Origin of the sequence: Pantoea sp. GABEPS69 (assembly GCF_045780835.1) — a bacterium.
In the GTDB taxonomy this organism is placed as follows: Bacteria; Pseudomonadota; Gammaproteobacteria; order Enterobacterales; family Enterobacteriaceae; genus Pantoea; species Pantoea septica.
On sequence record NZ_CP118618.1, the window covers coordinates 954,944 to 979,408 of the forward strand.

A 24,465-nucleotide genomic window follows, 5' to 3' on the forward strand; every position below is an offset into this window, starting at 1 on the left:
CGCACGCAATCTTCATCTGTTAATCCGCGCCGGCCAGCCCATTACGTGTATTCCTCACGCCGTCACGTTACACTGAAGCGCTGCCGCACGGCAGGAAAAAAGGTAATGGTTGCAGAGTATGACGCAGGAAAAGCCGCATGTGCGGCCGGTGTTAAAAAGAAACGGTTTCACCTTCAAACAATTTTTCGTGGCGCACGACCGCTGCGCCATGAAAGTCGGCACCGACGCCATTCTGCTGGGCGCCTGGGCGCCGGTCGCTAACGCGCGCCGGGTGCTCGATATCGGCAGCGGCAGCGGGCTTATCGCCCTGATGCTGGCGCAGCGTACCTCTGATACGGTGCTTATCGACGCGGTTGAGCTGGATGTTGCCGCCGCGCAGCAGGCGCAGGAGAATGCGGCGCAGTCGCCGTGGGCGGCGCGCATTCGCGTCCATCAGCAGGATATCGCCGCTTTCGCCGACAGCTGCGGCCAGCGCTATTCGCTGATCGTCAGCAATCCGCCCTATTATCCGCCCGATGTCGCCTGCGCCACGCCGGCGCGCGACGCGGCTCGCTCGACGGCGACGCTGGATCACGCCAGCCTGCTGCGTTACGCGGCACGTTTGATCGACGAAGAGGGCTTCTTCTGCGTCGTGCTGCCGGAAACGGTAGGGCAAACCATGATGACGCTGGCGCAAGAATCGGGCTGGCATCTGCGTTTTCGTATCGACGTGGCGGAATATGCGCATCGTCCGCCGCATCGCGTGCTGCTCGGTTTTTCTCCTAGCGCGGGCGAAACGCTGCTGGAGCGCATGGCGATCCGCAATCAGGATACGCACTATTCGGAAGCCTGGTGCAGCCTGACCCGCGACTTTTACCTCTTTATGTAACAGGGCGTCAGGATCGTCGGCTTCGCATCGGGCAGCATATCGGGATAGTCGCGGGTAAAATGGAGCCCGCGGCTCTCTTTGCGCGCTAGCGCGCAGCGCACCATAAGTTCGGCCACCTGCGTCAGGTTGCGCAGCTCCAGCAGATCGCTGGAGAGACGAAAATGCGCGTAGTACTCGTCGATCTCCTGCTGCAGCAGGTTAATGCGACGCAGCGCGCGCTCCAGCCTGCGCGTGGTGCGTACAATCCCCATGTAATCCCACATAAATAGCCGCAGCTCGTGCCAGTTATGCTGGATCACCACGCGCTCGTCCGCATCGTCTACGCGGCTTTCATCCCAGGCCGGCAGGCTGTCGGGCGCGGCTTTTTGCGGCAGCGTCTGAATCAAATCCTCGGCAGCCGACCAGCCGTAGACCAGACACTCCAGCAGGGAGTTAGAGGCCATGCGGTTTGCGCCGTGCAGCCCGGTATAGCTCACTTCGCCGATAGCGTAGAGCCCGTCGACGTCCGTGCGGCCGCGCGCGTCTACCATCACGCCGCCGCAGGTGTAGTGCGCGGCGGGCACGATGGGAATGCGATCCCGCGTCAGGTCGAAGCCGAAGGTCAGCAGTTTTTCATAAATCGTCGGGAAATGGGCGCGGATGAATTCCGCCGGCTGGTGGCTGATATCCAGATAGACGCAGTCGACGCCGAGCCGCTTCATTTCGTGATCGATGGCGCGCGCCACGATATCGCGCGGCGCCAGTTCGGCGCGCACGTCAAAGTCGGGCATAAAGCGGCTGCCGTCGGGCCGCAGCAGCCAGGCGCCTTCGCCGCGCAGCGCTTCGGTCAGCAGAAAGCTGCGCGCGTCAGGATGAAACAGCGACGTTGGATGGAACTGGTTGAATTCCAGATTGGCGACGCGACAGCCGGCGCGCCACGCCATGGCGATGCCGTCGCCGGACGCGACGTCGGGATTGGTGGTGTACTGATAGACCTTCGCCGCGCCGCCGGTCGCCAGCACCACCGCGCGAGCGCTGCAGGTTTCTACCCGCTCGCGGTTGCGGTTCCAGATCCAGGCGCCGACGGCGCGGCGCGGACCGGGCAGGCCCAGTTTGTCCGACAGGATCAGATCGACCGCGTTGCTGCGCTCGAGAATATGAATGCGGGGATGACTCAGCGCCTGGCTCACCAGCGTAGTTTCGACGGCGCGCCCGGTGGCATCGGCGCTGTGAAGGATGCGCCGATGACTGTGGCCGCCTTCGCGCGTCAGATGATAAGGCATATCGCCCGCTGCCTGCGGATCGCGATCGAAGGCGACGCCGTTGTCAATCAGCCACTGCACGCAGTGACGCGCGTTGCTGGCGACGAACGAGACCGCCTCGCGCTCGCACAGGCCGGCGCCGGCGATCAGCGTATCTTCCACATGCGACTCGATGCTGTCGCTCTCATCAAACACTGCGGCGATGCCGCCCTGGGCATAAAAGGTCGAGCCTTCGCTGACCTGCGCTTTGCTCAGTACCAGCACCTCGTAATGCGCCGCCAGCCGCAGCGCCAGCGATAAACCCGCCGCGCCGCTGCCGATAATCAAAACATCGCACTGATAATCTGGAGAGAATGAGTGTGCCATGGTGTTTAATTTACTAAACAAGGGTGGCTTGAGAATAGGCGTTTCGCGCAGGGTTGTGAAGTATTTTAAACGCACAGCCTGCCCTGTCAGATCAATTAACCGGCAGATAAGCGTAAAAACAACAGATTACATAAAAGTGCATCGGAGGCGCGTTTTTTATATAAAACCTGGCGCATAGACAGGATTTAAAGATGAAAAAGCCTCTGTCATAAGGTACTCTGCCTGCGATTCTGCGTTGATAGCCGCAGTCTGGATTACACTGTCTTGAGAATGAAAAACAAATGACAGCGCCTCCGGAAGAGTCATCATCAGCGCGTTAAGTGAACTTTTTGCCGCACCACCACTCTAAGCGCATGCTTGCTCAGAACCATGAAGATGTGCTGGCAGTTCCTTTACGCATTTAAAAGAATTTGGGGAGACATTACCTCGGATGAGCGAGCAGTTAACGGATCAGGTACTCGTAGAGCGGGTGCAGAAGGGAGATCAGAAGTCATTTAACCTCCTGGTTATTCGCTACCAGCATAAAGTGGCGAGCCTGGTTTCCCGCTACGTCCCGTCGGGAGACGTGCCTGATGTCGTGCAGGAGTCCTTTATCAAAGCGTATCGCGCGCTGGAATCCTTTCGCGGCGACAGCGCGTTCTACACCTGGCTTTATCGTATCGCGGTCAATACCGCAAAAAATTATCTGGTTGCTCAGGGGCGTCGCCCGCCATCCAGCGATGTGGATGCGATCGATGCAGAAAATTTCGAAAGTGCTGGCGCGTTAAAAGAAATTTCGAACCCTGAGAACTTAATGTTGTCAGATGAACTGAAACAAATCGTCTTTCGCACCATTGAGGCACTCCCTGAAGATTTGCGTATGGCAATCACGCTCAGGGAGCTGGACGGACTGAGCTACGAAGAGATCGCCGCCATCATGGATTGCCCGGTCGGTACGGTGCGTTCACGTATCTTCCGTGCGCGAGAGGCCATTGATAATAAAGTTCAACCGCTTATCCAACGTCAGTGATAACGGCTACTGGAAGGGTACTTAGGCATGCAGAAAGAACAACTTTCCGCTTTGATGGATGGCGAGGCGCTCGATAACGCGCTGCTGTCAGCACTATCTCAGGATGCAGAGCTGCAACAGCGCTGGACTAGCTATCATCTTATCCGCGACACCATGCGCGGTGATGTAGGAGATGTGCTGCACTTCGATATCTCCGCGCGCGTTGCGGCGGCCCTTGAACAAGAGCCGGCCCGTAAGGTGACGCCGCTGATCGTCGAATCTCAGCCTGAACCGGCCAGCGTTGCGACGATGCCTTTCTGGCGCAAAATGCGTCCCTGGGCGGCGCAGCTGACTCAGGTTGGCGTAGCGGCGTGCGTATCGCTGGCGGTTATCGTGGGCGTACAGCACTACAACCAGCCGAGCGGTACCACTGCAGAACCGTCTGATTCGCCGGTGTTTAACACGCTGCCGATGATGGGCAAGGCTTCGCCGGTCAGCCTGGGCGTGCCGTCTGATGCCTTCGACACCAGCGGCTCCAGCCAGCAGGTTCAGGAGCAACGCCGTCGCGTTAACGCGATGCTGCAGGATTACGAACTACAGCGTCGTCTGCATTCCGATCGTCTGCAGTTCGAAACCAATGCGCCGCAGCAGGCGCAGGCGAACGTTCCCGGCAACCAGTCCTTAGGTACGCAACAGCAGTAATGAAGCAGCTTTGGTGCGCCGTTAGCCTGCTGGCAGGCAGCCTGCTTTGGTCATCTACCGCCCCGGCGCAGACATCTGCGTCCGGGGCGTTGTTACAGCAGATGGAGCAGGCAAGCCAGAACCTCAACTACGAATTCGCTTATATCAACGTCTCGCGCATCGGCATCGAGTCGCTGCGTTATCGTCACGCGGTGATCGATAATCGCGTCTATGCGCAACTGCTGCAGATGGACGGCCCGCGCCGCGAGGTCATCCAGCGCGGCGGCGATATCAGCTATTTCGAACCCGGCCTCGATCCTTTCTCTCTGCCCGGTCAAAACATTATCGACGCCTTGCCGTCGCCTATCTTCGCTGATTTCACTCAGCTCGCCAGCGCATGGGATTTTATCCCGGTAGGGCGTTCGCGCATCGCCGATCAGCTGTGCGAGGTGATCCGTATCGTCTCGCGCGACGGCACGCGCTACAGCTATGTGGTGTGGCTCGATGTGGACACCAAGCTGCCGCTGCGCATCGATCTGCTGGATCGCGACGGCGAAACGCTGGAGCAGTTCCGCGTGATTAGCTTTGCGGTCGACGAAGGCGTGCGCAATCTAATGCAGGGGCTGCAAAAGGCCAATTTGCCGCCGTCGCTCTCAGTGCCGGAAGGCGAGAAGGTCAAGCTCAGCTGGCAGCCAGCCTGGGTGCCGGCGGGCATGAAGCTGGTGTCGCAGAGCCGACGCGATATTCCGGCGATGAATAAAACCGTTGAGTCGCGTCTATACAGCGATGGACTCTTCAGCTTCGCCATCAATATTACTCCGGCCGACAAAAGCAGCGTCACGCAGACATTGCGCACAGGACGTCGTACGGTGCAGACCGAAGTGCGCAATAATAGCGAAATCACCGTGGTGGGCGAACTGCCGCCCGCCACGGCAAAACGCATAGCGGACAGTATTGATTTGGGGTCGCAACGATGATGAGAGAGTGGGCCACGGTGGTGGCATGGCATGATGGCATCGCCACGCTGCATACGGAGGCGAAAACCTCCTGCAACAGCTGCTCGGCGCGTAAAGGCTGCGGCAGCCACATGCTGAACAAACTGGGGCCGAAAGACGCTCACGTGATGGAAATCGCCAGCGCGACGCCGCTTCAGCCCGGTCAGCGCATTGAACTCGGCATCAAAGAGAGCAGCCTGCTCGGTTCGGCGCTGCTGATCTATATGACGCCGCTGTTTGGACTGTTTCTGCTGGCGGGCCTGTTCCAGGCGCTGTTTCACAGCGATCTGGCGGCGGCCTGCGGCGCGCTGCTCGGCGGCATCGGCGGCTTTATCGTCGCCAAAGGCGTGTCGCTGAAAGTCGGCGATCGCGCCGCTTTTCAGCCGGTCATTCTGAGCGTGGCGCTTCCGCCTGACGCCCTGCGCGTGGAAAGCGAAGCCTAATCCTCTGCAGGCCGCGTATATCGCGGCCTTTTAGCGCCTGTTTCTCGCCAAAAAGTGTTGTGATTCCGCAACGTTCCATTCTTTTATGCGCGGCCTTAACAGTGTAATATGCGTCGTCATTAATGAGGCTGACAGGATTGTAGGTAAAGAGCGATCTTCCTGAATGTGTCTGTGCTCAGGTTCTCAACTGTTTTTCTACGTGAAGATATTCATATAAATGAAGCACATAAGAAACTTCTCCATCATCGCGCACATTGACCATGGTAAATCGACGCTCTCTGACCGCCTGATTCAAATCTGTGGTGGCCTGACCGATCGCGAGATGGCGGCGCAGGTTCTCGACTCGATGGACCTGGAGCGCGAGCGCGGCATTACCATTAAAGCGCAGAGCGTGACGCTCGATTACAAAGCGCTCGACGGCGAAACTTACCAGCTCAATTTCATCGATACCCCAGGGCATGTCGACTTCTCCTATGAAGTGTCGCGCTCGCTGGCGGCCTGCGAAGGCGCGCTGCTGGTGGTGGACGCAGGACAGGGCGTGGAAGCGCAGACCCTGGCGAACTGCTATACCGCGATTGAGATGGATCTGGAAGTTGTGCCGGTACTGAATAAAATCGATCTGCCTGCCGCCGATCCGGAACGCGCGGCGCAGGAGATTGAAGATATCGTCGGCATTGACGCCACCGATGCGGTGCGCTGCTCGGCAAAAACCGGCGTCGGCGTGCCGGAAGTGCTGGAGCGCCTGGTGCGCGATATTCCGCCGCCGGAAGGCGATCCGGAAGGCCCGCTGCAGGCGCTGATTATCGACTCCTGGTTCGATAACTACCTTGGTGTGGTCTCGCTGATCCGCGTGAAAAACGGCACGCTGCGCAAAGGCGACAAAGTCAAAGTGATGAGCACCGGCCAGGTGTACAACGCCGATCGCCTCGGCATCTTCACGCCGAAGCAGGTTGACCGCACGCAGTTGAACTGCGGCGAAGTAGGCTGGCTGGTCTGCGCCATCAAAGATATTCTTGGCGCGCCGGTGGGCGATACCCTGACGCTGTCGCGCAACCCGGCGGATAAAGCGCTGCCAGGCTTCAAAAAAGTGAAGCCGCAGGTCTATGCCGGCCTGTTCCCGGTCAGCTCCGACGATTACGAAGCCTTCCGCGACGCGCTCGGCAAGCTGAGCCTGAACGACGCCTCGCTGTTCTACGAGCCGGAAAGCTCTACCGCGCTCGGCTTCGGCTTCCGCTGCGGCTTCCTCGGTCTGCTGCATATGGAGATCATTCAGGAGCGCCTGGAGCGCGAATACGATCTCGATCTGATCACCACCGCGCCGACCGTGGTGTACGAAGTGGAGACCACCAGCGGCGAAATCGTCTACGTCGACAGCCCCTCTAAGCTGCCGCCGCTGAACAATATCGAAGAGCTGCGCGAGCCGATCGCCGAGTGTCATATGCTGCTGCCACAGGAGTATCTGGGCAACGTCATCACGCTCTGCATCGAGAAGCGCGGCGTGCAGACCAACATGGTCTACCACGGCAACCAGGTCGCGCTGACCTACGATATTCCGATGGCGGAAGTGGTGCTCGACTTCTTCGACCGTCTGAAGTCGACCTCGCGCGGTTACGCCTCGCTGGATTACAACTTTAAGCGTTTCCAGGCTTCCGACATGGTGCGCGTCGACGTGCTGATCAACGCCGAGCGCGTCGATGCGCTGGCGCTGATTACCCACCGCGACAATTCGCAGTATCGCGGCCGCGAGCTGGTTGAGAAGATGAAAGAGCTCATCCCGCGTCAGCAGTTCGACATTGCGATTCAGGCGGCGATCGGCACCCACATCATCGCTCGCTCAACCGTGAAGCAGCTGCGTAAAAACGTGCTGGCCAAATGCTACGGCGGCGACGTCAGCCGTAAGAAGAAACTGTTGCAGAAGCAGAAAGATGGCAAGAAGCGTATGAAGCAGGTCGGCAACGTTGAGCTGCCGCAGGAAGCCTTCCTCGCTATTCTGCATGTCGGCAAGGACAGCAAATAAGGATCCCTAATGGCTAATATGTTCGCCCTGGTTCTGGCGCTCGCGACGCTGATTACCGGTATTATCTGGTGTATCGATCGCGTTAAATGGGCGCCGGCGCGCCGGGCTAAACGAGCGGAAGCGCAGGCTGCGGCCGGTCATACCCTCGACGAGAAAACGCTGGCGAAAGTCAACGGGCAGCCTGGCTGGGTAGAGACCGCCGCGTCGGTCTTCCCGGTGCTGCTGGTGGTGTTCGTGGTGCGCTCGTTTATCTATGAGCCATTCCAGATCCCGTCCGGCTCCATGATGCCGACGCTGCTGATCGGCGATTTTATTCTGGTGGAGAAGTTTGCCTACGGTATCAAAGATCCCATCACCCAGACGACGCTGATCCCGACCGGTCATCCGCAGCGCGGCGATATCGCGGTATTTAAATACCCGAAAGATCCGAGCCTGGACTACATTAAGCGCGTGATCGGCCTGCCGGGCGACAAAGTGGTGTTCGATCCCTACAGCAAAACCCTGACCGTCAGCCCGAACTGCGCTGCCGGCCAGCGCTGCGCCAGCGCGCTGCCGATTACCTACACCAATATCGAGCCGAGCGACTTTATCCAGACCTTCAGCGGTTTCGACGGCAATGAAGCGGGCAACGGGTTCTATCAGGTGCCGCAGGGCGAAACCATGCGCGGCGGACTGCGTCTCGGTACCCGTAAAGAGACGCTGGGCAACGTCACGCACGATATTTTGCTGGTAAACGAAGCGCAGAGTCAGGCGAGCATGTATTATCAGCAGCCGGGCCAGCCGCAGGCGACCTGGATCGTGCCGCAGGGGCAATATTTCATGATGGGCGATAACCGCGACAACAGCGCCGACAGCCGCTACTGGGGCTTTGTCCCGGAACGCAATCTGGTCGGTAAAGCGGTCGCCATCTGGATGAGCTTCGATAAGCAGGAAGGTCAGTGGCCGACGGGCGTACGCCTGAGCCGTATCGGCGGCATTCACTGAGTAATCTGGCCCGGATAAACGGGCAAAACGGTTGGCCTCCTGAGGGGGGCCACTGCACACTAAACAGAATGCGTTGGAAAGCCAGCCCTGTTTCGTATGCAGAGTCACAGACGCACAAAAGAACTGGAATCGCATGAACCCCATCCTCATTAATAAGCTTCAGCGCAAACTGGGCTACACTTTTACTCACCCGGAACTCTTGCAACAGGCGCTAACGCACCGCAGCGCCAGCAGTAAGCACAACGAGCGTCTCGAATTTCTCGGCGATTCCATTCTCAGCTATGTGATCGCCAATGCGCTTTATCATCGCTTTCCTCGCGTCGACGAGGGCGATATGAGCCGCATGCGCGCGACGCTGGTACGTGGCAACACGCTGGCGGAGATGGCGCGAGAGTTTGACCTCGGCGAATGTTTGCGCCTGGGGCCGGGCGAACTGAAAAGCGGCGGATTTCGCCGTGAATCCATCCTGGCGGATACGGTGGAGGCGCTGATCGGCGGCATCTTCCTCGACAGCAATATCCAGACGGTGGAAAAGCTGATCCTTGACTGGTATCAGTCGCGCCTCGAGCAGATTAGCCCGGGCGACAAACAAAAAGATCCGAAAACCCGCCTGCAAGAGTATCTGCAGGGGCGTCATCTGCCGCTGCCGTCCTATCTGGTGGTGCAGGTGCGTGGCGAAGCCCACGATCAGGAATTCACCATTCACTGTCAGGTGAGTGGCATGGCTGAACCGGTGGTGGGCGTAGGCTCCAGCCGCCGTAAAGCAGAACAGGCTGCTGCCGAACAGGCGCTAATTAAGCTTGGACTCGAATAGCAACATCCCGGTGCCTGAACAGGCGCTGAAAAAGTCAGGACTCGAATGAGCGAACAGAATACCTATTGCGGCTTTGTCGCGATTGTCGGCCGACCCAACGTCGGCAAATCCACCTTACTGAACCAGCTGCTGGGGCAGAAGGTGTCGATCACCTCGCGTAAGCCGCAAACCACGCGTCACCGCATTATGGGCATTCACACCGAAGGCGAATATCAGGCCATCTATGTGGATACGCCCGGGCTGCACATGGAAGAGAAGCGCGCCATCAACCGCCTGATGAACCGCGCGGCCAGCAGCTCCATCGGCGACGTCGAGCTGGTGATCTTCGTGGTCGAAGGCACGCGCTGGACGCCGGACGACGAGATGGTGCTCAACAAGCTGCGCGACAACAAAGTGCCGGTAGTGCTGGCCATCAACAAAGTGGACAACATTCAGGATAAAAGCATCCTGCTGCCGCATCTGCAGTTCCTCAGCCAGCAGATGAACTTCCTCGACATCGTGCCGATCTCCGCCGAAAGCGGAAAAAACGTCGATACGATTGCGGCGATCGTGCGCAAGCGTCTGCCGCAGGCGGATCACCACTTCCCGGAAGATTACATCACTGACCGCTCGCAGCGCTTTATGGCCTCGGAAATTATCCGCGAGAAGCTGATGCGCTTCCTCGGCGCCGAGCTGCCGTACTCCGTAACCGTGGAAATCGAGCAGTTCGTGGCGAACGATCGCGGCGGCTACGATATTAACGGCCTGATCCTTGTCGAGCGCGAAGGGCAGAAGAAGATGGTGATCGGCAACAAAGGCGCCAAAATCAAAACCATCGGTATTGAAGCGCGTAAAGATATGGAAGAGATGTTCGAAGCCAAAGTGCATCTCGAACTCTGGGTCAAAGTGAAATCGGGCTGGGCCGACGACGAACGTGCGCTGCGCAGCCTGGGCTACGTAGACGACCTCTGATCCTATGGAAGGCTGGCAACGCGCCTTTGTGCTGCATAGTCGCCCTTACAGCGAAACCAGCCTGCTGCTCGATCTCTTCAGCGAAAGCCACGGGCGCGTCAGGGTGCTGGCGAAAGGCGCGCGCGCGCGCCGCTCGCAGCTGAAAGGCACGCTGCAGCCCTTTACGCCGCTGCTGGTGCGCTGGACCGGGCGCGGCGAGGTCAAAACCCTGACCAAAGCCGAAGCGGTGTCGCTGGCGCTGCCGCTCAGCGGCATTACGCTCTACTGCGGCCTCTACGTTAACGAACTGGTATCGCGCGTGCTGGAGCAGGAATTTCCCTTCTCTGAACTCTTCTTTGACTATCTGAACTGTCTGCAAACGCTGGCGGCGGCCAACAGCTCGCCCGAACCGGCGCTGCGTCGTTTTGAGCTGGCGCTGCTCGGCCATCTCGGCTATGGCGTCGACTTTCTGCACTGCGCCGGCAGCGGCGAGCCGGTCGCCGACAACATGACCTACAGCTACCGCGAAGAGAAGGGCTTTATCGCCAGTCTGGTCGCTGGCCAGCGCAGCTTCACCGGCCGCCAGCTGCGCGCGCTGTGGGAACGCGATTTTCCCGATGCCGATACGCTGCGCGCCGCCAAGCGCTTTACCCGCATCGCGCTGAAACCCTACCTGGGCGGCAAGCCCTTAAAGAGCACCGAGCTGTTTCGCCAGTTCGTGCCGAAAAAGCGGCCCGATGCCGCTAGCCCGTAGCGCTGTGCCTGCGCCGCGCGCCGCGGTACACTCTGATTTTTCGACATAGTTAAGCTGAGGATTGTCATGGCTGAGTTGCTGTTAGGGGTCAACATCGATCATATCGCCACGGTACGTAACGCGCGCGGCACCCACTATCCCGATCCGGTTCAGGCGGCTTTCGTCGCCGAGCAGGCGGGCGCGGAAGGCATTACCGTGCATCTGCGCGAAGATCGCCGCCATATCACCGATCGCGACGTGCGTATTCTGCGCGACACCATCCAGACGCGCATGAACCTGGAGATGGCGGTTACCGACGAGATGGTGGGCATCGCCTGCGATATCCAGCCGCACTTCGTCTGTCTGGTGCCGGAGAAGCGAGAAGAGGTCACCACCGAAGGCGGCCTCGACGTGGCGGGGCAGCAGGAAAAAATCAACGCGGCGGTGAAGCAGCTGAGCGACGCGGGCATTCAGGTTTCGCTGTTTATCGACCCCGACCATCGCCAGATTGAGGCGGCGGTCGCCAGCGGCGCGCCCTATATCGAAATTCATACCGGTGCCTACGCCGAGGCGGCGGAAGGTTTGCCGCGCGAGGCCGAGCTGGCGCGCATCCGTCACGCCGCCACCTTTGCCGCCAGCCTGGGCCTCAAGGTCAACGCCGGCCACGGCCTGACCTACCATAACGTCCAGCCGATCGCCGCGCTGCCGGAGATGCACGAGCTGAATATCGGCCACGCCATTATCGGCCGCGCGCTGTTCAGCGGCCTGGCCGACGCGGTAAAAGAGATGAAGCTGCTGATGCGGGAAGCGCGTCGCTAATGGCTATTCTCGGACTGGGCACCGACATCGTCGAAATCGAGCGTATCGCCGGCGTGATTGAGCGCTCCGGCGACCGCCTGGCGCGGCGCGTGCTGAGCGAAGCCGAGTGGCAGCAATATCAGCGGCATCAGCAGCCGGTGCGCTTTCTGGCTAAGCGCTTCGCCGTCAAGGAAGCGGCGGCCAAAGCCTTCGGCACCGGCATTCGCGGCGGTCTGGCGTTCAATCAGTTTGAAGTTTACAACGATGAGCTGGGCAAGCCAGGACTGCGCTTTTTCAACCACGCCAGCGAAGTGGCGGAAAAGCTGGGCGTCAGGCAGGTTCACGTCACGCTGGCGGATGAGCGTCACTACGCCTGCGCAACGGTGATTATCGAAAACTAGTGGTGCAGCACCACAAACTTCTCCCACAGCGCATCGCGCGATTCGATGTGCTGTGGATCGATAATAATAGTGTTATCGATAGGGCAGACGCTCTGGCAGGTCGGCGCATCGTAGTGCCCGACGCACTCGGTGCAGCGGCTGGCGTCGATCTCGTAAATCGCCGCGCCGAGCGTAATCGCCTGGTTAGGGCATTCGGGTTCGCACATATCGCAATTAATGCATTTGGCGGTAATCAGCAGCGCCATGATTTCACCTGATCAGCTAAAAACGGCGCCATTATACTCGTGTTCGCCGCCTAGTTCAGCTTTTTCACCAGCGCTTCACTGTGACGGATATGGCTGGCGGCGCGCTCTGGATCGTTCTGCACCAGCGCCATAAACAACAGGTCTGTGAGCGCCAGCTGCGCCGTGGTCGACGAAATGGCGGCGCTGCGCGTGCTCTGTTCTTCCGCTACGGTATAGAGACAGTGCGTGGCGGTCTGCTGCAGGCTGTTGGGCGTAAAGCCGGTAAACGCCAGCACGTACGCGCCGATCTGCGCGGCTTCCTGCGCCGCCAGGTTGATCTCTTTACGCTCGCCGGTATAGGAGATCGCCAGCAGCACGTCGCCGGGACGCATCGCCTGCACGCTGGAGAGCAGCGCGTGCATATCCTGCTCCGCCACCGCATTAATGCCGATCTTCATCAGCTTCCAGGAAAAGTCTTTCGCCACCAGCCCTGACGCGCCGATGCCTACCAGCACGATGCGCTGGGCATTTTTCAGCAGGTGTAGCGTCGCGTTCAGTTTCTCTTCGCTGTTGATATCGAGCGTGGCGCGAATCGCGGAGAGCTTCTCGGTCAGCAGCTTCTCGCCCACGGTTTTCAGCGAGTCGTCGCTGAGAATATGGTTATGCACGGTAATGGCGTCGCGATCCGCCAGCGATTCGCTCAGCGCCAGCTTGAGCGCCGGAAAGCCCTTATAGCCCAGCTTTTGCGCGAATTTCACCACGCTCGACTGGCTAACGCCCGACTCTTCAGCCAGCTTCTGCGAGCTGAGATGGCGCGCCCGATCCGGCTGTGACAACAGAAAGTCCGCCAGCCGACGCTCGTTTAGCGCCAGACGCGGATAGAGCTGACGAATGCGCAGCAATGAGCTCATGCCTGGTCCTCGTTTAAGTAGCCTGCCGTAAGATGCCTCTCTCTGCTGAAGAATAAACTATTCATCTGGCATTGTAGCCACTGGAATTAAAAATAGCCCTTTTCGCCGCTGCCGCGGTTGATGGCTACAATAAGGAACCATAGGGCGAACAAATCAGAAAGGAGCGTTTTTTGACCAAGGGTACACAACGTCGCGTGGTGTTTTTCGATCTGGACGGCACATTGCATCAGCAGGATATGTTCGGCACCTTCATGCGCTATTTGCTCTGGCGTCAGCCGCTCAATTTGCTGCTGGTGGTACCGCTGTTGCCGGTGGTCGGGCTGGGGCTGCTGATTAAAGGGCGCGCGGCGCGCTGGCCGATGAGCCTGCTGCTCTGGTCGATTACCTTTGGCCGCTCGGAGCGCACGCTGCTGCGGCGCGAAGCGGCCTTTGCGCAGTGGTTTCGCCAGCGGGTGACCGCGTTTCCGGTGGTGCAGCAGCGCCTGACCGACTATCTGGGTAGCGATGATGCCGACGTCTGGCTGATTACCGGCTCGCCGCAGCCGCTGGTAGAGCAGGTCTACTTCGACTCGGCGTTCCTGCCGCGCGTCAAACTGATCGCCAGCCAGATGCGGCGCGGCTTCGGCGGTCGCGTGCTGGCGATGCGCTGCCTCGGCCATGAGAAAGTGGTTCAGCTCGAAGAGCAGATCGGCACGCCGCTGCAGCTCTATAGCGGCTACAGCGACAGTAAGCAGGATAACCCGCTGCTCTTTTTCTGCCAGCACCGCTGGCGCGTCACGCCGCGCGGCGAACTTCAGCAGCTGGAGTAGGGTTGCATCTTCGATTCTGCGCGCGGGATCGCTATAATGCGCCGCTTTGCTGCTGCCGGGAGTGAGCCTGCGTGAATCAATCTCAAGACGAATACTGGATGCGCCATGCGCTGCGGCTGGCGCGCATCGCCTGGGAACAGGGCGAAGTGCCGGTCGGCGCGGTGCTGGTGCAGGGCGATCGCGTTATCGGCGAAGGGTGGAACCGGCCCATCGGCCAGCACGACCCAACTGCGCACGCCGAAATGATGGCGCTGCGTCAGGGCGGCAAGGTGCTGGAGAATTATCGCCTGCTGGCTACCACGCTCTACGTGACGCTGGAGCCCTGCGTGATGTGCGCCGGCGCGATGGTGCACAGCCGCATCGCACGGCTGGTCTACGGCGCCAGCGATGAGAAAACCGGCGCGGCGGGTTCGCTTATGGACGTGCTCGGCCATCCCGGCATGAATCATCAGGTGGTGCTGCAGAGCGGCGTGCTGGCGGAGGAGTGCGCGGCGATGCTAAGCGACTTTTTCCGCATGCGGCGCGAGCAAAAAAAAGCGCTGCGTCAGGCGCAGCGCGGAACGGACTAACGCGGCGTCGACGCCGCGCTTCACACATTGCCTAGTTCATGGCGATTTCCGGCGCCACCGCCGGATAGCCGCTGCCCAGCTCCGCCTCTTGCGCCGCCTGCTGGGCCAGGCGTTTCTCCTGCTCCTGCAAATATCCCACCAGGCTCAGCTGATACTTACGGATGTTCTCGACGTAGTTATAGGCTTCGTGACCGCGCGCATAGCCGTAGGTGGTCTGCGCATAGTAGCGTTTCTGGCTCAGCATCGGCAGCCGCAGCTTGACGTCGGCCCAGCTGTCGGGGTTGCCGCCCTGTTTCGCCGTGAGCTTGCGCGCATCCAGCATATGGGCATAGCCCATGTTGTAGGCCGCCAGCGCGAACCAGATGCGCTCATCTTCGGGAATGGTGGCGGGCACCTTTTCCATCATGCGCTGTAGATAGAGGCTGCCGCCGCGAATGCTCTGCTCGGTGTCGGTTCGATCCTCGACGTTCAGGCTGTCGGCGGTGTTGCGCGTCAGCATCATCATGCCGCGCACGCCGGTCGGGGAGGTCGCCAGCGGATTCCAGTGCGACTCCTGATAGGAGATCGCCGCCAGCAGCCGCCAGTCGATGCTGGCCGCATACTTCTCAAACAGCGGTTTGATCTCCGGCAGCGTCACGTCGATGGCGCGCAGGAAGGTTCGGGTATCGACATAGTCGAAGGTGCCGACGTGGCCGAGATACTTCTCCTCCAGGCGCGCCATCACGCCTTCTTCACCCATCGAGTTAAAGAAGTCGAGCATCGCGGCGTTCAGGCTGCTGTCGTCGCTGTGCGGCACATACCAGGTGACCGGCTCTTCATCCGTGACGTCGAACGCCACCGCCAGCTGCGGATGGATGCGCTGCAGCAGGGCGATGGTGACGGAATCGCCAATGGTGTAGTCGAGCTTGCCGTCGGCAACCGCCTCCAGCAGCGCTTTCGGCGCCTGATCGGTGGAGATGACCCAGTTAAGATCGGGATACTGCTTATCGCGCGCCGTTTTCAGCGACGACAGATAGGCGGAGCCGGAAGCGACCCTGAGCTCGCCTTTGAGATCGCCGAGATTTTTCGGGCGCGGCTTATCGACGCGATAGACCAGCTGCTGGGACACGGAGTAGTAGCTCGGCCCGGTTTTATAGCGCGCCAGCCTTTCATCGTTGTAAATCAGCCCCGCCGCCAGCAGGTCCGCCTTGCCGTCGTCGAGATCGTCAAACAGATCGCTGAGGTTCGGGCGCACCGTGACCTTGAGCTTAACGCCCAGATAGTCGGCAAAGCGCTTCGCCAGCTCGTAATCCATGCCGGCCGGGGCTTTATTGATGGTGTAGTAAGTCAGCGGGGAGTTGATGGTACTGATACGCAGCACTCCCCGTGATTTTATCTGCGAAATCGCATCCTGTCCGTTGCCGTACCACGGGATCGATGGCCATAACGCCATCGCCAGCAGCAGGGTGACGAGACCGATCAGCAGATAATTTAATTTTAGGCGTTTCAAATAGTTGTCTCTCGCTGGCTCTAAGGCCTCTGTCTTTTAAAGGCAGTATTGATCTTTTTTGAACTCCCAGAGCGAGGGGCATTTTGCGCAACTCGGCAGCGTAGAGCAACTTATAAAGCAGGTTTTGCGCAAAATTCAGGCAATTCCGCAGGCAGAGAAATTATGCGCAAACGGTTTCGTCGAGCGGGGTGTTTCTCTATAATACCGCCCGTTTTCTGCTGTTGTGCCCCTTGAAGCGTCGCACGGCGCTCTGACGAGAGATTAAATGATGGAAATTCTGCGTGGTTCGCCCGCCCTGTCGGCATTTCGTGTAAACAAACTGCTGACCCGCTTTCAGGACGCTCACCTGCCGGTGAGTGACATTTACGCCGAGTACGTCCATTTTGCCGATGTCAGCGCACCGCTGAACGCTGATGAAAAAGCGCGCCTCCAGCGCTTGCTGAAATACGGTCCTTCTCTCGCCGAACATGCGCCGCAAGGCCGCCTGCTGCTGGTAACGCCGCGTCCCGGCACCATCTCGCCCTGGTCTTCCAAAGCGACCGATATCGCGCACAACTGCGATCTGCCGCAGGTGCGCCGCCTGGAGCGCGGTCTGGCCTTCTACGTGCAGGCGCCGCAGCTTACCGACGCGCAGTGGCAGACGCTTCAGGCGCTGCTGCACGATCGCATGATGGAGACGGTTTTCAGCGATCTGTCGCAGGCGGAAGCGCTGTTCGCGCATCACGAGCCGCAGCCGTTGAAAAGCGTCGACGTGCTGAATAACGGCCGTCAGGCGCTGGAAGAGGCGAACCGCACGCTGGGGCTGGCGCTGGCGGACGACGAAATCGACTATCTGCTGGCGGCTTTCCAGCGCCTCGGGCGCAACCCCAACGACATCGAACTCTATATGTTCGCGCAGGCCAACTCTGAGCACTGCCGTCATAAAATTTTCAACGCCGACTGGATTATCGACGGCGAAAAACAGCCGAAATCGCTGTTTAAAATGATTAAAAACACCTTCGAGACCACGCCGGACCACGTGCTGTCAGCCTACAAAGACAACGCGGCGGTAATGGAAGGCTCGGAAGTGGGACGCTTTTACGCCGACGCGCAAAAAGGCGAGTATGAGTACCATCAGGAGGCGGCGCATATCCTGATGAAGGTAGAAACCCATAACCATCCTACGGCGATCTCGCCGTGGCCCGGTGCCGCGACCGGCTCCGGCGGCGAGATCCGCGACGAAGGCGCGACCGGACGCGGCGCGAAGCCGAAAGCCGGCCTGGTCGGTTTCTCAGTGTCAAACCTGCGTATTCCCGGCTTTGAACAGCCCTGGGAAGAGGATTTCGGCAAGCCGGAGCGCATCGTCAGCGCGCTGGACATCATGACCGAAGGCCCGCTGGGCGGCGCGGCGTTCAATAACGAATTCGGGCGTCCGGCGCTGAACGGCTACTTCCGCACCTATGAAGAGCGAGTAAACAGCCATAACGGCGTCGAACTGCGCGGCTACCATAAGCCGATCATGCTGGCGGGCGGCATCGGCAACATCCGCGCCGATCACGTGCAGAAAGGCGAGATTACCCTGGGCGCGAAACTGATCGTGCTGGGCGGCCCGGCGATGAATATCGGTCTGGGCGGCGGCGCGGCCTCGTCCATGGCGTCAGGCCAGTCTGACGCCGATCTCGATTTCGCCTCCGTACAGCGCGACAACCCGGAAATGGAGCGCCGCTGTCAGGAGGTGATCGACCGCTGCTGGCAGATGGGCGAAGAGAACCCGATTCTGTTTATTCACGACGTGGGCGCGGGCGGCCTCTCCAACGCCATGCCGGAGCTGGTGAGCGACGGCGGCCGCGGCGGCCGTTTCAACCTGCGCGACATCCTGAACGACGAGCCGGGCATGAGCCCGCTGGAAGTGTGGTGCAACGAGTCGCAGGAGCGTTACGTGCTGGCGGTGGCGCCGGAGAAGCTGGCGCAGTTCGATGCGCTCTGCCAGCGCGAGCGCGCGCCTTACGCGGTGATCGGCGAAGCGACCGAAGAGCAACACCTGAGCCTGAGCGACAGCCACTTCGACAACACGCCTATCGATATGCCGCTGGACGTGCTGCTGGGCAAAACGCCGAAGATGACGCGCGACGTGGCCACGCAGCAGGCCAAAGGCGAGCCGCTGCTGCGCGACGGTATTACCCTTAGCGACGCGGTAAACCGCGTGCTGCACCTGCCGACCGTGGCGGAGAAAACCTTCCTCGTCACCATCGGCGACCGTACCGTCACCGGCATGGTGGCGCGCGACCAGATGGTCGGTCCGTGGCAGATTCCGGTGGCGAACTGCGCGGTCACCACCGCCAGCCTCGACAGCTATCACGGCGAGGCCTTCGCGCTGGGCGAGCGCGCGCCGGTTGCGCTGCTCGATTTCGCCGCCTCCGGCCGTCTGGCCGTGGGTGAAGCACTGACCAACCTGGCGGCGACGCAGATTGGCGATCTCAAGCGCGTGAAGCTCTCCGCTAACTGGATGGCGGCGGCAGGCCACCCTGGCGAAGATGCCGGCCTCTACGAAGCGGTCAAGGCGGTAGGCGAAGCGCTCTGTCCTGCGCTCGGCATCACGATTCCGGTCGGTAAAGACTCGATGTCGATGAAAACCCGCTGGCAGGAAGGCATCGAGCAGCGCGAAATGACTTCGCCGCTGTCGCTGGTGATCACCGCCTTCGCCCGCGTGGAAGATGTGCGCCGCACCGTCACGCCAGAGCTGCAGGCGGACGGCGAAAACCTGCTGCTGCTGATCGATCTCGGCAACGGCGCCAATACGCTGGGCGCCACCGCGCTCTCGCAGGTCTATCGTCAGCTGGGCGACAAGCCGGCCGACGTGCGCGATGCGCAACAGCTGGCGGGCTTCTTTAACGCGATTCAGGCGCTAGTGGCGCAGCAGAAGCTGCTGGCCTACCACGATCGTTCAGACGGCGGCCTGCTGGTCACGCTGGCGGAAATGGCCTTTACCGGCCACTGCGGCGTTGAGGTCGATATCGCCGCACTGGGCAGCGACGCGCTGGCCGCGCTCTTTACCGAAGAGCTGGGCGCGGTGATTCAGATTAAGGCCGAAGATCGCGCGGCGGTGGAAAAGGTGCTGGCGGAGCAGGGACTGGCAGCGTGCAGTCATGTTATCGGCCGCGCGCAGCGCGGTGACCGCTTTGTGATTCGCTCCGGCGACAGCGCGGTCTACAGCGAAAGCCGCACCACGCTGCGTACCTGGTGGGGCGAAACCAGCTGGCAGATGCAGCGCCTGCGCGATAACCCGATCTGCGCCGATCAGGAGCATGAAGCGCGTAAAGACGACAACGATCCTGGCCTCAACGTCCATCTGACCTTTAATCCGGAAGAGGATGTCGCCGCGCCGATGATCGCCACCGGCGCGCGTCCGCGCGTTGCGGTGCTGCGCGAGCAGGGCGTCAACTCCCACGTCGAAATGGCGGCGGCGTTCCATCGCGCAGGCTTTACGGCGGTTGACGTCCATATGAGCGATCTGCTGGCGGGACGTCGCGGTCTGGACGAGTTCCAGGCGCTGGTGGCGTGCGGCGGTTTCTCCTACGGCGACGTGCTGGGCGCCGGCGAAGGCTGGGCGAAATCGATTCTGTTCAACAACCGCGTGCGCGATACGTTCGAGAACTTCTTCCATCGTCCTCAGACGCTGGCGCTGGGCGTCTGCAACGGCTGTCAGATGATGTCGAACCTGCGCGAGCTGATCCCGGGTAGCGAACTCTGGCCGCGCTTCGTGCGCAACCAGTCGGAGCGTTTCGAAGCGCGCTTCAGCCTGGTGGAAGTGGCCGCCAGCCCGTCGCTGCTGCTGGACGGCATGGCTGGTTCGCATATGCCGATTGCGGTCTCTCACGGCGAAGGTTTTGTGGAAGTACGCGACGGCGCGCATCTGGCAGCGCTGGAGTCCAAAGGAGTGGTTGCGCTGCGCTTTGTCGATAACTACGGCAAGGTGACCGAAACTTACCCGGCTAACCCGAACGGCTCGCCTAACGGCATTACGGCGGTGACCAACGAAAGCGGCCGCGTGACCATCATGATGCCGCACCCGGAGCGCGTTTTCCGTACGGTAAGCAACTCCTGGCATCCGGCCGAGTGGGGCGAGGATAGCCCATGGATGCGCATCTTCCGCAACGCGCGTAAGCAGCTGGGCTAAACCCGCCCAGTGCGACAAGACAAAAGGAGACAGCGATGTCTCCTTTTTTATGTCTGTTGGCAAATGGCGACAGATGTCTCTCTCTGCTGTCTCTAAAAGGAGACATTTATCCTAATGATAAATAAACGATTAATATCCAGGTTGTTGAAGTGTTGGGTTTTAGCGACAGAAGGGCGCGCGCGGCGGCGCTTCAGGCTACAGCCAACGAGAAATAACCTGACAACCCTCTGAAAAAGAATGTTATTTCTTTTTTGGCACGAAGTTTGCTAATATTACTGCGTGGCTCATTCTCCTGTTTATGATTGCCCCGCTACGGCGGCAGAGCTCATAAAAACTGAATGACGCACCAAACGGAGCCTGCCGTCCACCAACCGATAATCGTTTGCTCTGCAACGTTATCAAGCATCGGGCGCAACGTTGAGTTAGGCTCCACCTTCTTTTCAGGCGATGCTGCGGCGTCGCTCTCACGGCAGGCCGAACGGCCTGCCGTTTTCATTTCCGCTCTATCTTCCACCGGCGGACTTCGCTAGCATTCTCACAGCGTTTATTACAGGAAGCGACCGCGTGAGAAGATGGCGTTTATTTCCCCGATCGTTGCGCCAGCTGGTGCTGATGGCCTTTTTGCTGGTGCTGCTGCCGCTGCTGGTGCTGGCCTGGCAGGCCTGGGAAAGTTTATCGGCGTTGAGCGATCAGGCCGCCGACACCAACCGCAACACCTTCACCGACGTGCGCCGCAGCGAAGCGATGGCGCGCACCGCGCTGGAGCTGGAGCGCAGCTACCGACAATATTGCGTGCTGGGCGACGCCACTCTGGCGCGTCTCTATGAAACCCAGCGCGCGCGTTACAGCCAGATCCTCGACTCTCACGCCTCCAGCCTGCCCGCGCTGGCGGCGTTTCAGACGCTGCGCGCGACGCTGCCGCAGCTTGCCGAACTCAAGTGTGATAACGGCAACCCGGCCGCCGCCGCCTCGCAGGCGCTGGAGAGCTTTTCCGCCGTTAACGCGCAGCTGGTGCAGGAGACGCGCGAAGTGGTATTCGCGCGCGGGCTGCAGCTGCAGCGCGAAATTGCCGATCGCGGCCAGTTTTTCGGCTGGCAGGCGCTTATCCTGTTTATCGTCAGCCTGGCGCTGGTGCTGCTGTTCACCCGCATGATTATCGGGCCGGTAAAAAGCGTCGAACGCATGATTAACCGGCTCGGCGAAGGGCGCGAGCTGGGCGCGACCGTGGCGTTCCGCGGCCCGCGCGAGCTGCGCTCTTTAGGGCAGCGCATCGTCTGGCTCAGCGAGCGGCTGGCGTGGCTGGAGACGCAGCGCCATGAGTTCCTGCGTCATCTCTCCCACGAGCTGAAGACGCCGCTCGCCAGCCTGCGCGAGGGCACGGAGCTGCTGGCGGACGAGGTGGTGGGCGCGCTGAACGGCGATCAGAAAGAGGTCGTGGCGATCCTCGATACCAGCAGCCGTCATCTGCAGCGCCTGATTGAGCAGCTGCTCGACTACAACCGCAAGCTGGTGGAGGGGCCGACGACGCTAGAGACGGTAGATATCGGCGAGCTAGTAGATATGGTGGTCAGCGCCCATGCGCTGCCGGCGCGCGCTAAGCTGATGCATGTGCACTACGATCTCCAGGTGAAAAGCTGTCTGGCGGAGCCTGTGCTGCTGATGCGCGTTATCGACAACTTATACTCTAACGCCGTGAACTATGGCGGCGAATCCGGTAGCATCTGGCTGCGCAGCCAGCTGCACGGCGACAAGGTGTGGATAGAGGTCGCCAACAGCGGCACGCCGATTCCCGCTAAAGAACGGGAAATGATCTTCGAACCCTTTTTCCAGGGTAGTCTGCAGCGCAAAGGGCCGGTTAAAGGCAGCGGGCTGGGACTGAGCATCGCCAAAGACTGTCTGCGCCGCATGCAGGGGGATCTGCTGCTGATCGACAGCAAAGAAGCCGACGTTTGTTTTCGTATTGTACTGAATCACACAGCCGGGAATCACTGACAGATGAATATCGTCTTCGCCTCACTTTTTACCGCGCTGTTGAGCCTTTCGCTCAGCGGCTGCAGCGCCTCCCCGGCCGCTTCGTCCGCGCATCGCGACGCCGTCGTCGCCGAGCCGGAGGTCAGGCTTCCCGATTATCTGGCGACCGACTGCGCCAGCGTCTGGCGCAACGAAAGCGCGACAGCAACGGGGAATCCGCTCTACTGGCTGCGCGCCATCGACTGCGCCGAGCGCCTGTCGCCCGCAGAGGCGCGCGGCGAAGCGCATCGCTGGCCGGTGGAAGGCTGGGCGCGCGCCTTTAAAAACGGCATCCTGATGGCTAACGGCAACGTCACGCCGCTGGAACGCCGCGATTACGTCGACGCGCTGGATGCGTACAGCAGCCGCTTTCCCGGCGCCGTGCGTCCGCTGATTCAGCTGTGGCGCGGCAATCAGGTCGCGCAGCTTGATCTCAGCGAAACGCGCACGCGCTTCGCGCATTTGCAGCAGAGCAGCGATGCGCAGCTCGACGCGCTACGTCAGCAGCAGACGCAAATGCGCCAGACCCTTAACGACACGCAGCATAAGCTTGAGCGCCTGACGGATATTGAACGTCAGCTCTCTTCGCGCAAAGCGCCGGACGTCACCGAAAGCGGCCATGCGCCGGAAACCTCGCCACATGAGGAGCCTTAATGGCCAGACAATCCGCACGTCTGCTGCTGGTGGATGACGATCCCAGCCTGTTAAAGCTGCTGGGGATGCGCCTCAGCAGCGAAGGTTACCAGGTCACTACCGCCGCCAGCGGGCCGGAAGCGCTGCGCCTGCTGCAAAAAGAGCAGATCGATCTCGTCATCAGCGATTTGCGCATGGATGAGATGGACGGGCTGGCGCTGTTCGGGGAAATTCAGAAGCGTAACCCCAGCCTGCCGGTGATTATCCTCACCGCGCACGGCTCGATCCCCGACGCCGTCTCCGCCACGCAGCAGGGCGTATTCAGCTTCCTCACCAAGCCGGTAGACCGCGACGCGCTCTATAAAGCGATCGACGATGCGCTGGCGCAGCGCGCGCCAGCCAGCGATGACCGCTGGCGAGAAGCGATCGTCACCCGCAGCCCGATTATGCTGCGGCTGCTGGAGCAGGCGCACATGGTGGCGCAGTCCGACGTTAGCGTCTTAATTAACGGCCAGAGCGGCAGCGGCAAAGAGGTGCTGGCGCAGGCGATCCACGCCGCCAGCCCGCGCGCGGGCAAACCTTTTATCGCCATAAACTGCGGCGCGCTGCCGGAGCAGCTGCTGGAATCAGAGCTGTTCGGTCACGCCCGCGGCGCCTTTACCGGCGCGGTAAGCGCGCGCGAAGGACTGTTTCAGGCGGCGGAAGGAGGCACGCTGTTTCTGGACGAAATCGGCGATATGCCGCCGTCGCTGCAGGTAAAGCTGCTGCGCGTGCTGCAGGAGCGCAAAATCCGTCCGCTCGGCAGCAATCACGATATCGACATTAACGTGCGCATTATCTCCGCCACTCATCGCGACCTGCCGAAGGCGATGGAGAAGAAAGAGTTCCGCGAGGATCTCTTTTACCGCCTCAACGTGGTCAATCTTAAGCTGCCGGCGCTGCACGAGCGCACCGAAGATATTCCACTGCTCGCCGGCCATCTGCTGCGCCAGGCGGCGGATCGGCATAAACCCTTTGTGCGCAGCTTTTCCGTGGATGCGATGAAACGGCTGATGACGGCAAGCTGGCCGGGCAACGTTCGCCAGCTGGTAAACGTGATCGAGCAGTGCGTCGCGCTCACCTCGTCGCCGGTGATCGGCGATGCGCTGGTCGAGCAGGCGCTGAGCGGCGAGAACAGCGTATTGCCGACCTTTGTCGAGGCGCGAAACCAGTTTGAGCTGAACTATCTGCGTAAGCTGTTGCAGATGACCAAAGGCAATGTCACCAATGCCGCCCGGCTGGCCGGGCGCAATCGCACCGAGTTTTATAAGCTGCTGTCCCGACATGAACTGGACGCCAGCGATTTTAAAGAGTAGCTTTCTGGCGCGATGAAGCGCCTGAGAGCGTCGACGAATGCCCCTGCGGC

Annotated in this window: 22 protein-coding genes; 18 read left to right on the forward strand and 4 right to left on the reverse strand. The window is 60.5% G+C overall.

Annotated features, from left to right (window positions below; translation table 11 throughout):
* The first annotated feature begins 118 nt into the window (after nt 1–118).
* Nucleotides 119–868, forward strand: coding sequence for a tRNA(1)(Val) (adenine(37)-N(6))-methyltransferase TrmN (gene trmN / locus PVE98_RS04545; RefSeq protein ID WP_033754032.1), 750 nt, complete (start codon nt 119–121; stop codon nt 866–868).
* On the opposite strand, the gene nadB is transcribed toward trmN, so the two are convergent.
* Nucleotides 853–2,475, reverse strand: a complete 1,623-nt coding sequence (nadB, locus tag PVE98_RS04550) for an L-aspartate oxidase (protein ID WP_096073640.1) — start codon at nt 2,473–2,475, stop codon at nt 853–855. The genes trmN and nadB overlap by 16 nt on opposite strands.
* 430 nt (nt 2,476–2,905) lie before the next feature.
* On the opposite strand from nadB, the gene rpoE reads away from it, so the two are divergent.
* The 11 genes from rpoE to acpS all read left to right on the forward strand — a co-directional run bounded on the left by rpoE (nt 2,906) and on the right by acpS (nt 12,259).
* Complete coding sequence (gene rpoE, locus PVE98_RS04555) at nt 2,906–3,484, forward strand: RNA polymerase sigma factor RpoE (RefSeq protein WP_010617748.1); 579 nt, start codon at nt 2,906–2,908, stop codon at nt 3,482–3,484.
* Between the two features lie 27 nt (nt 3,485–3,511).
* Entirely contained in the window at nt 3,512–4,165 is a 654-nt protein-coding gene (gene rseA / locus PVE98_RS04560) for an anti-sigma-E factor RseA (RefSeq protein WP_096073639.1), read from the forward strand.
* Entirely contained in the window at nt 4,165–5,121 is a 957-nt protein-coding gene (rseB, locus tag PVE98_RS04565) for a sigma-E factor regulatory protein RseB (RefSeq protein ID WP_033754023.1), read from the forward strand. The genes rseA and rseB overlap by 1 nt, the downstream gene beginning before the upstream one ends.
* Nucleotides 5,118–5,582 carry a SoxR-reducing system protein RseC gene (rseC, locus tag PVE98_RS04570; protein WP_096073638.1) on the forward strand — a complete coding sequence of 155 codons (465 nt, stop codon included), beginning with the start codon at nt 5,118–5,120 and terminating at the stop codon, nt 5,580–5,582. The genes rseB and rseC overlap by 4 nt, the downstream gene beginning before the upstream one ends.
* A gap of 217 nt (nt 5,583–5,799) precedes the next feature.
* Complete coding sequence (gene lepA, locus PVE98_RS04575) at nt 5,800–7,599, forward strand: translation elongation factor 4 (protein WP_033754017.1); 1,800 nt, start codon at nt 5,800–5,802, stop codon at nt 7,597–7,599.
* 9 nt (nt 7,600–7,608) lie between these two features.
* Entirely contained in the window at nt 7,609–8,583 is a 975-nt protein-coding gene (gene lepB, locus PVE98_RS04580; protein WP_096073637.1) for a signal peptidase I, read from the forward strand.
* A 133-nt stretch (nt 8,584–8,716) separates the two neighbouring features.
* Nucleotides 8,717–9,397: a ribonuclease III gene (gene rnc, locus PVE98_RS04585; RefSeq protein WP_033754012.1), complete on the forward strand. Its 681-nt coding sequence runs from the start codon at nt 8,717–8,719 to the stop codon at nt 9,395–9,397.
* A gap of 45 nt (nt 9,398–9,442) precedes the next feature.
* Nucleotides 9,443–10,348, forward strand: coding sequence for a GTPase Era (era, locus tag PVE98_RS04590; protein WP_033791871.1), 906 nt, complete (start codon nt 9,443–9,445; stop codon nt 10,346–10,348).
* Nucleotides 10,349–10,352: 4 nt separating this feature from the next.
* Nucleotides 10,353–11,081 carry a DNA repair protein RecO gene (recO, locus tag PVE98_RS04595; RefSeq protein WP_033754006.1) on the forward strand — a complete coding sequence of 243 codons (729 nt, stop codon included), beginning with the start codon at nt 10,353–10,355 and terminating at the stop codon, nt 11,079–11,081.
* A 66-nt stretch (nt 11,082–11,147) separates the two neighbouring features.
* Entirely contained in the window at nt 11,148–11,879 is a 732-nt protein-coding gene (gene pdxJ / locus PVE98_RS04600) for a pyridoxine 5'-phosphate synthase (protein WP_096073636.1), read from the forward strand.
* A complete protein-coding gene (gene acpS / locus PVE98_RS04605) occupies nt 11,879–12,259 on the forward strand; it encodes a holo-ACP synthase (protein ID WP_033754000.1) in 381 nt (126 codons plus the stop codon). Before pdxJ ends, acpS begins: the two co-directional genes overlap by 1 nt.
* On the opposite strand, the gene PVE98_RS04610 is transcribed toward acpS, so the two are convergent.
* Together PVE98_RS04610 and PVE98_RS04615 are read right to left on the reverse strand one after the other, a co-directional pair.
* Entirely contained in the window at nt 12,256–12,504 is a 249-nt protein-coding gene (locus tag PVE98_RS04610; RefSeq protein WP_033753997.1) for a YfhL family 4Fe-4S dicluster ferredoxin, read from the reverse strand. The genes acpS and PVE98_RS04610 overlap by 4 nt on opposite strands.
* A 50-nt stretch (nt 12,505–12,554) precedes the next feature.
* Complete coding sequence (locus tag PVE98_RS04615; protein WP_033753994.1) at nt 12,555–13,394, reverse strand: MurR/RpiR family transcriptional regulator; 840 nt, start codon at nt 13,392–13,394, stop codon at nt 12,555–12,557.
* Nucleotides 13,395–13,564: 170 nt separating this feature from the next.
* Between PVE98_RS04615 and yfhb the strand changes: the two genes are divergently transcribed.
* Together yfhb and tadA are read left to right on the forward strand one after the other, a co-directional pair.
* Nucleotides 13,565–14,203, forward strand: coding sequence for a phosphatidylglycerophosphatase C (yfhb, locus tag PVE98_RS04620; RefSeq protein ID WP_033753991.1), 639 nt, complete (start codon nt 13,565–13,567; stop codon nt 14,201–14,203).
* Between the two features lie 71 nt (nt 14,204–14,274).
* Nucleotides 14,275–14,772, forward strand: coding sequence for a tRNA adenosine(34) deaminase TadA (gene tadA / locus PVE98_RS04625; protein WP_096073635.1), 498 nt, complete (start codon nt 14,275–14,277; stop codon nt 14,770–14,772).
* Between the two features lie 31 nt (nt 14,773–14,803).
* Here the strand turns inward: tadA and mltF are convergent, their stop codons facing one another.
* Nucleotides 14,804–16,261: a membrane-bound lytic murein transglycosylase MltF gene (mltF, locus tag PVE98_RS04630; protein WP_033753984.1), complete on the reverse strand. Its 1,458-nt coding sequence runs from the start codon at nt 16,259–16,261 to the stop codon at nt 14,804–14,806.
* Between the two features lie 265 nt (nt 16,262–16,526).
* Here mltF and purL point away from each other — a divergent pair, with 265 nt between their 5' ends.
* The 4 genes from purL (at nt 16,527) to glrR (ending at nt 24,415) form a co-directional block, all read left to right on the forward strand.
* Nucleotides 16,527–20,417 (forward strand): phosphoribosylformylglycinamidine synthase, encoded by a 3,891-nt coding sequence (gene purL / locus PVE98_RS04635; protein ID WP_096073634.1) that lies wholly within the window; start codon nt 16,527–16,529, stop codon nt 20,415–20,417.
* Between the two features lie 564 nt (nt 20,418–20,981).
* A complete protein-coding gene (locus tag PVE98_RS04640) occupies nt 20,982–22,409 on the forward strand; it encodes a HAMP domain-containing sensor histidine kinase (protein ID WP_096073633.1) in 1,428 nt (475 codons plus the stop codon).
* A gap of 3 nt (nt 22,410–22,412) precedes the next feature.
* The gene (qseG, locus tag PVE98_RS04645) at nt 22,413–23,081 is read left to right on the forward strand and encodes a two-component system QseEF-associated lipoprotein QseG (RefSeq protein WP_096073632.1); all 669 of its coding nucleotides are present in this window, start codon (nt 22,413–22,415) and stop codon (nt 23,079–23,081) included.
* Nucleotides 23,081–24,415 carry a two-component system response regulator GlrR gene (gene glrR, locus PVE98_RS04650; RefSeq protein ID WP_096073631.1) on the forward strand — a complete coding sequence of 445 codons (1,335 nt, stop codon included), beginning with the start codon at nt 23,081–23,083 and terminating at the stop codon, nt 24,413–24,415. Before qseG ends, glrR begins: the two co-directional genes overlap by 1 nt.
* Nucleotides 24,416–24,465 lie beyond the last annotated feature (50 nt).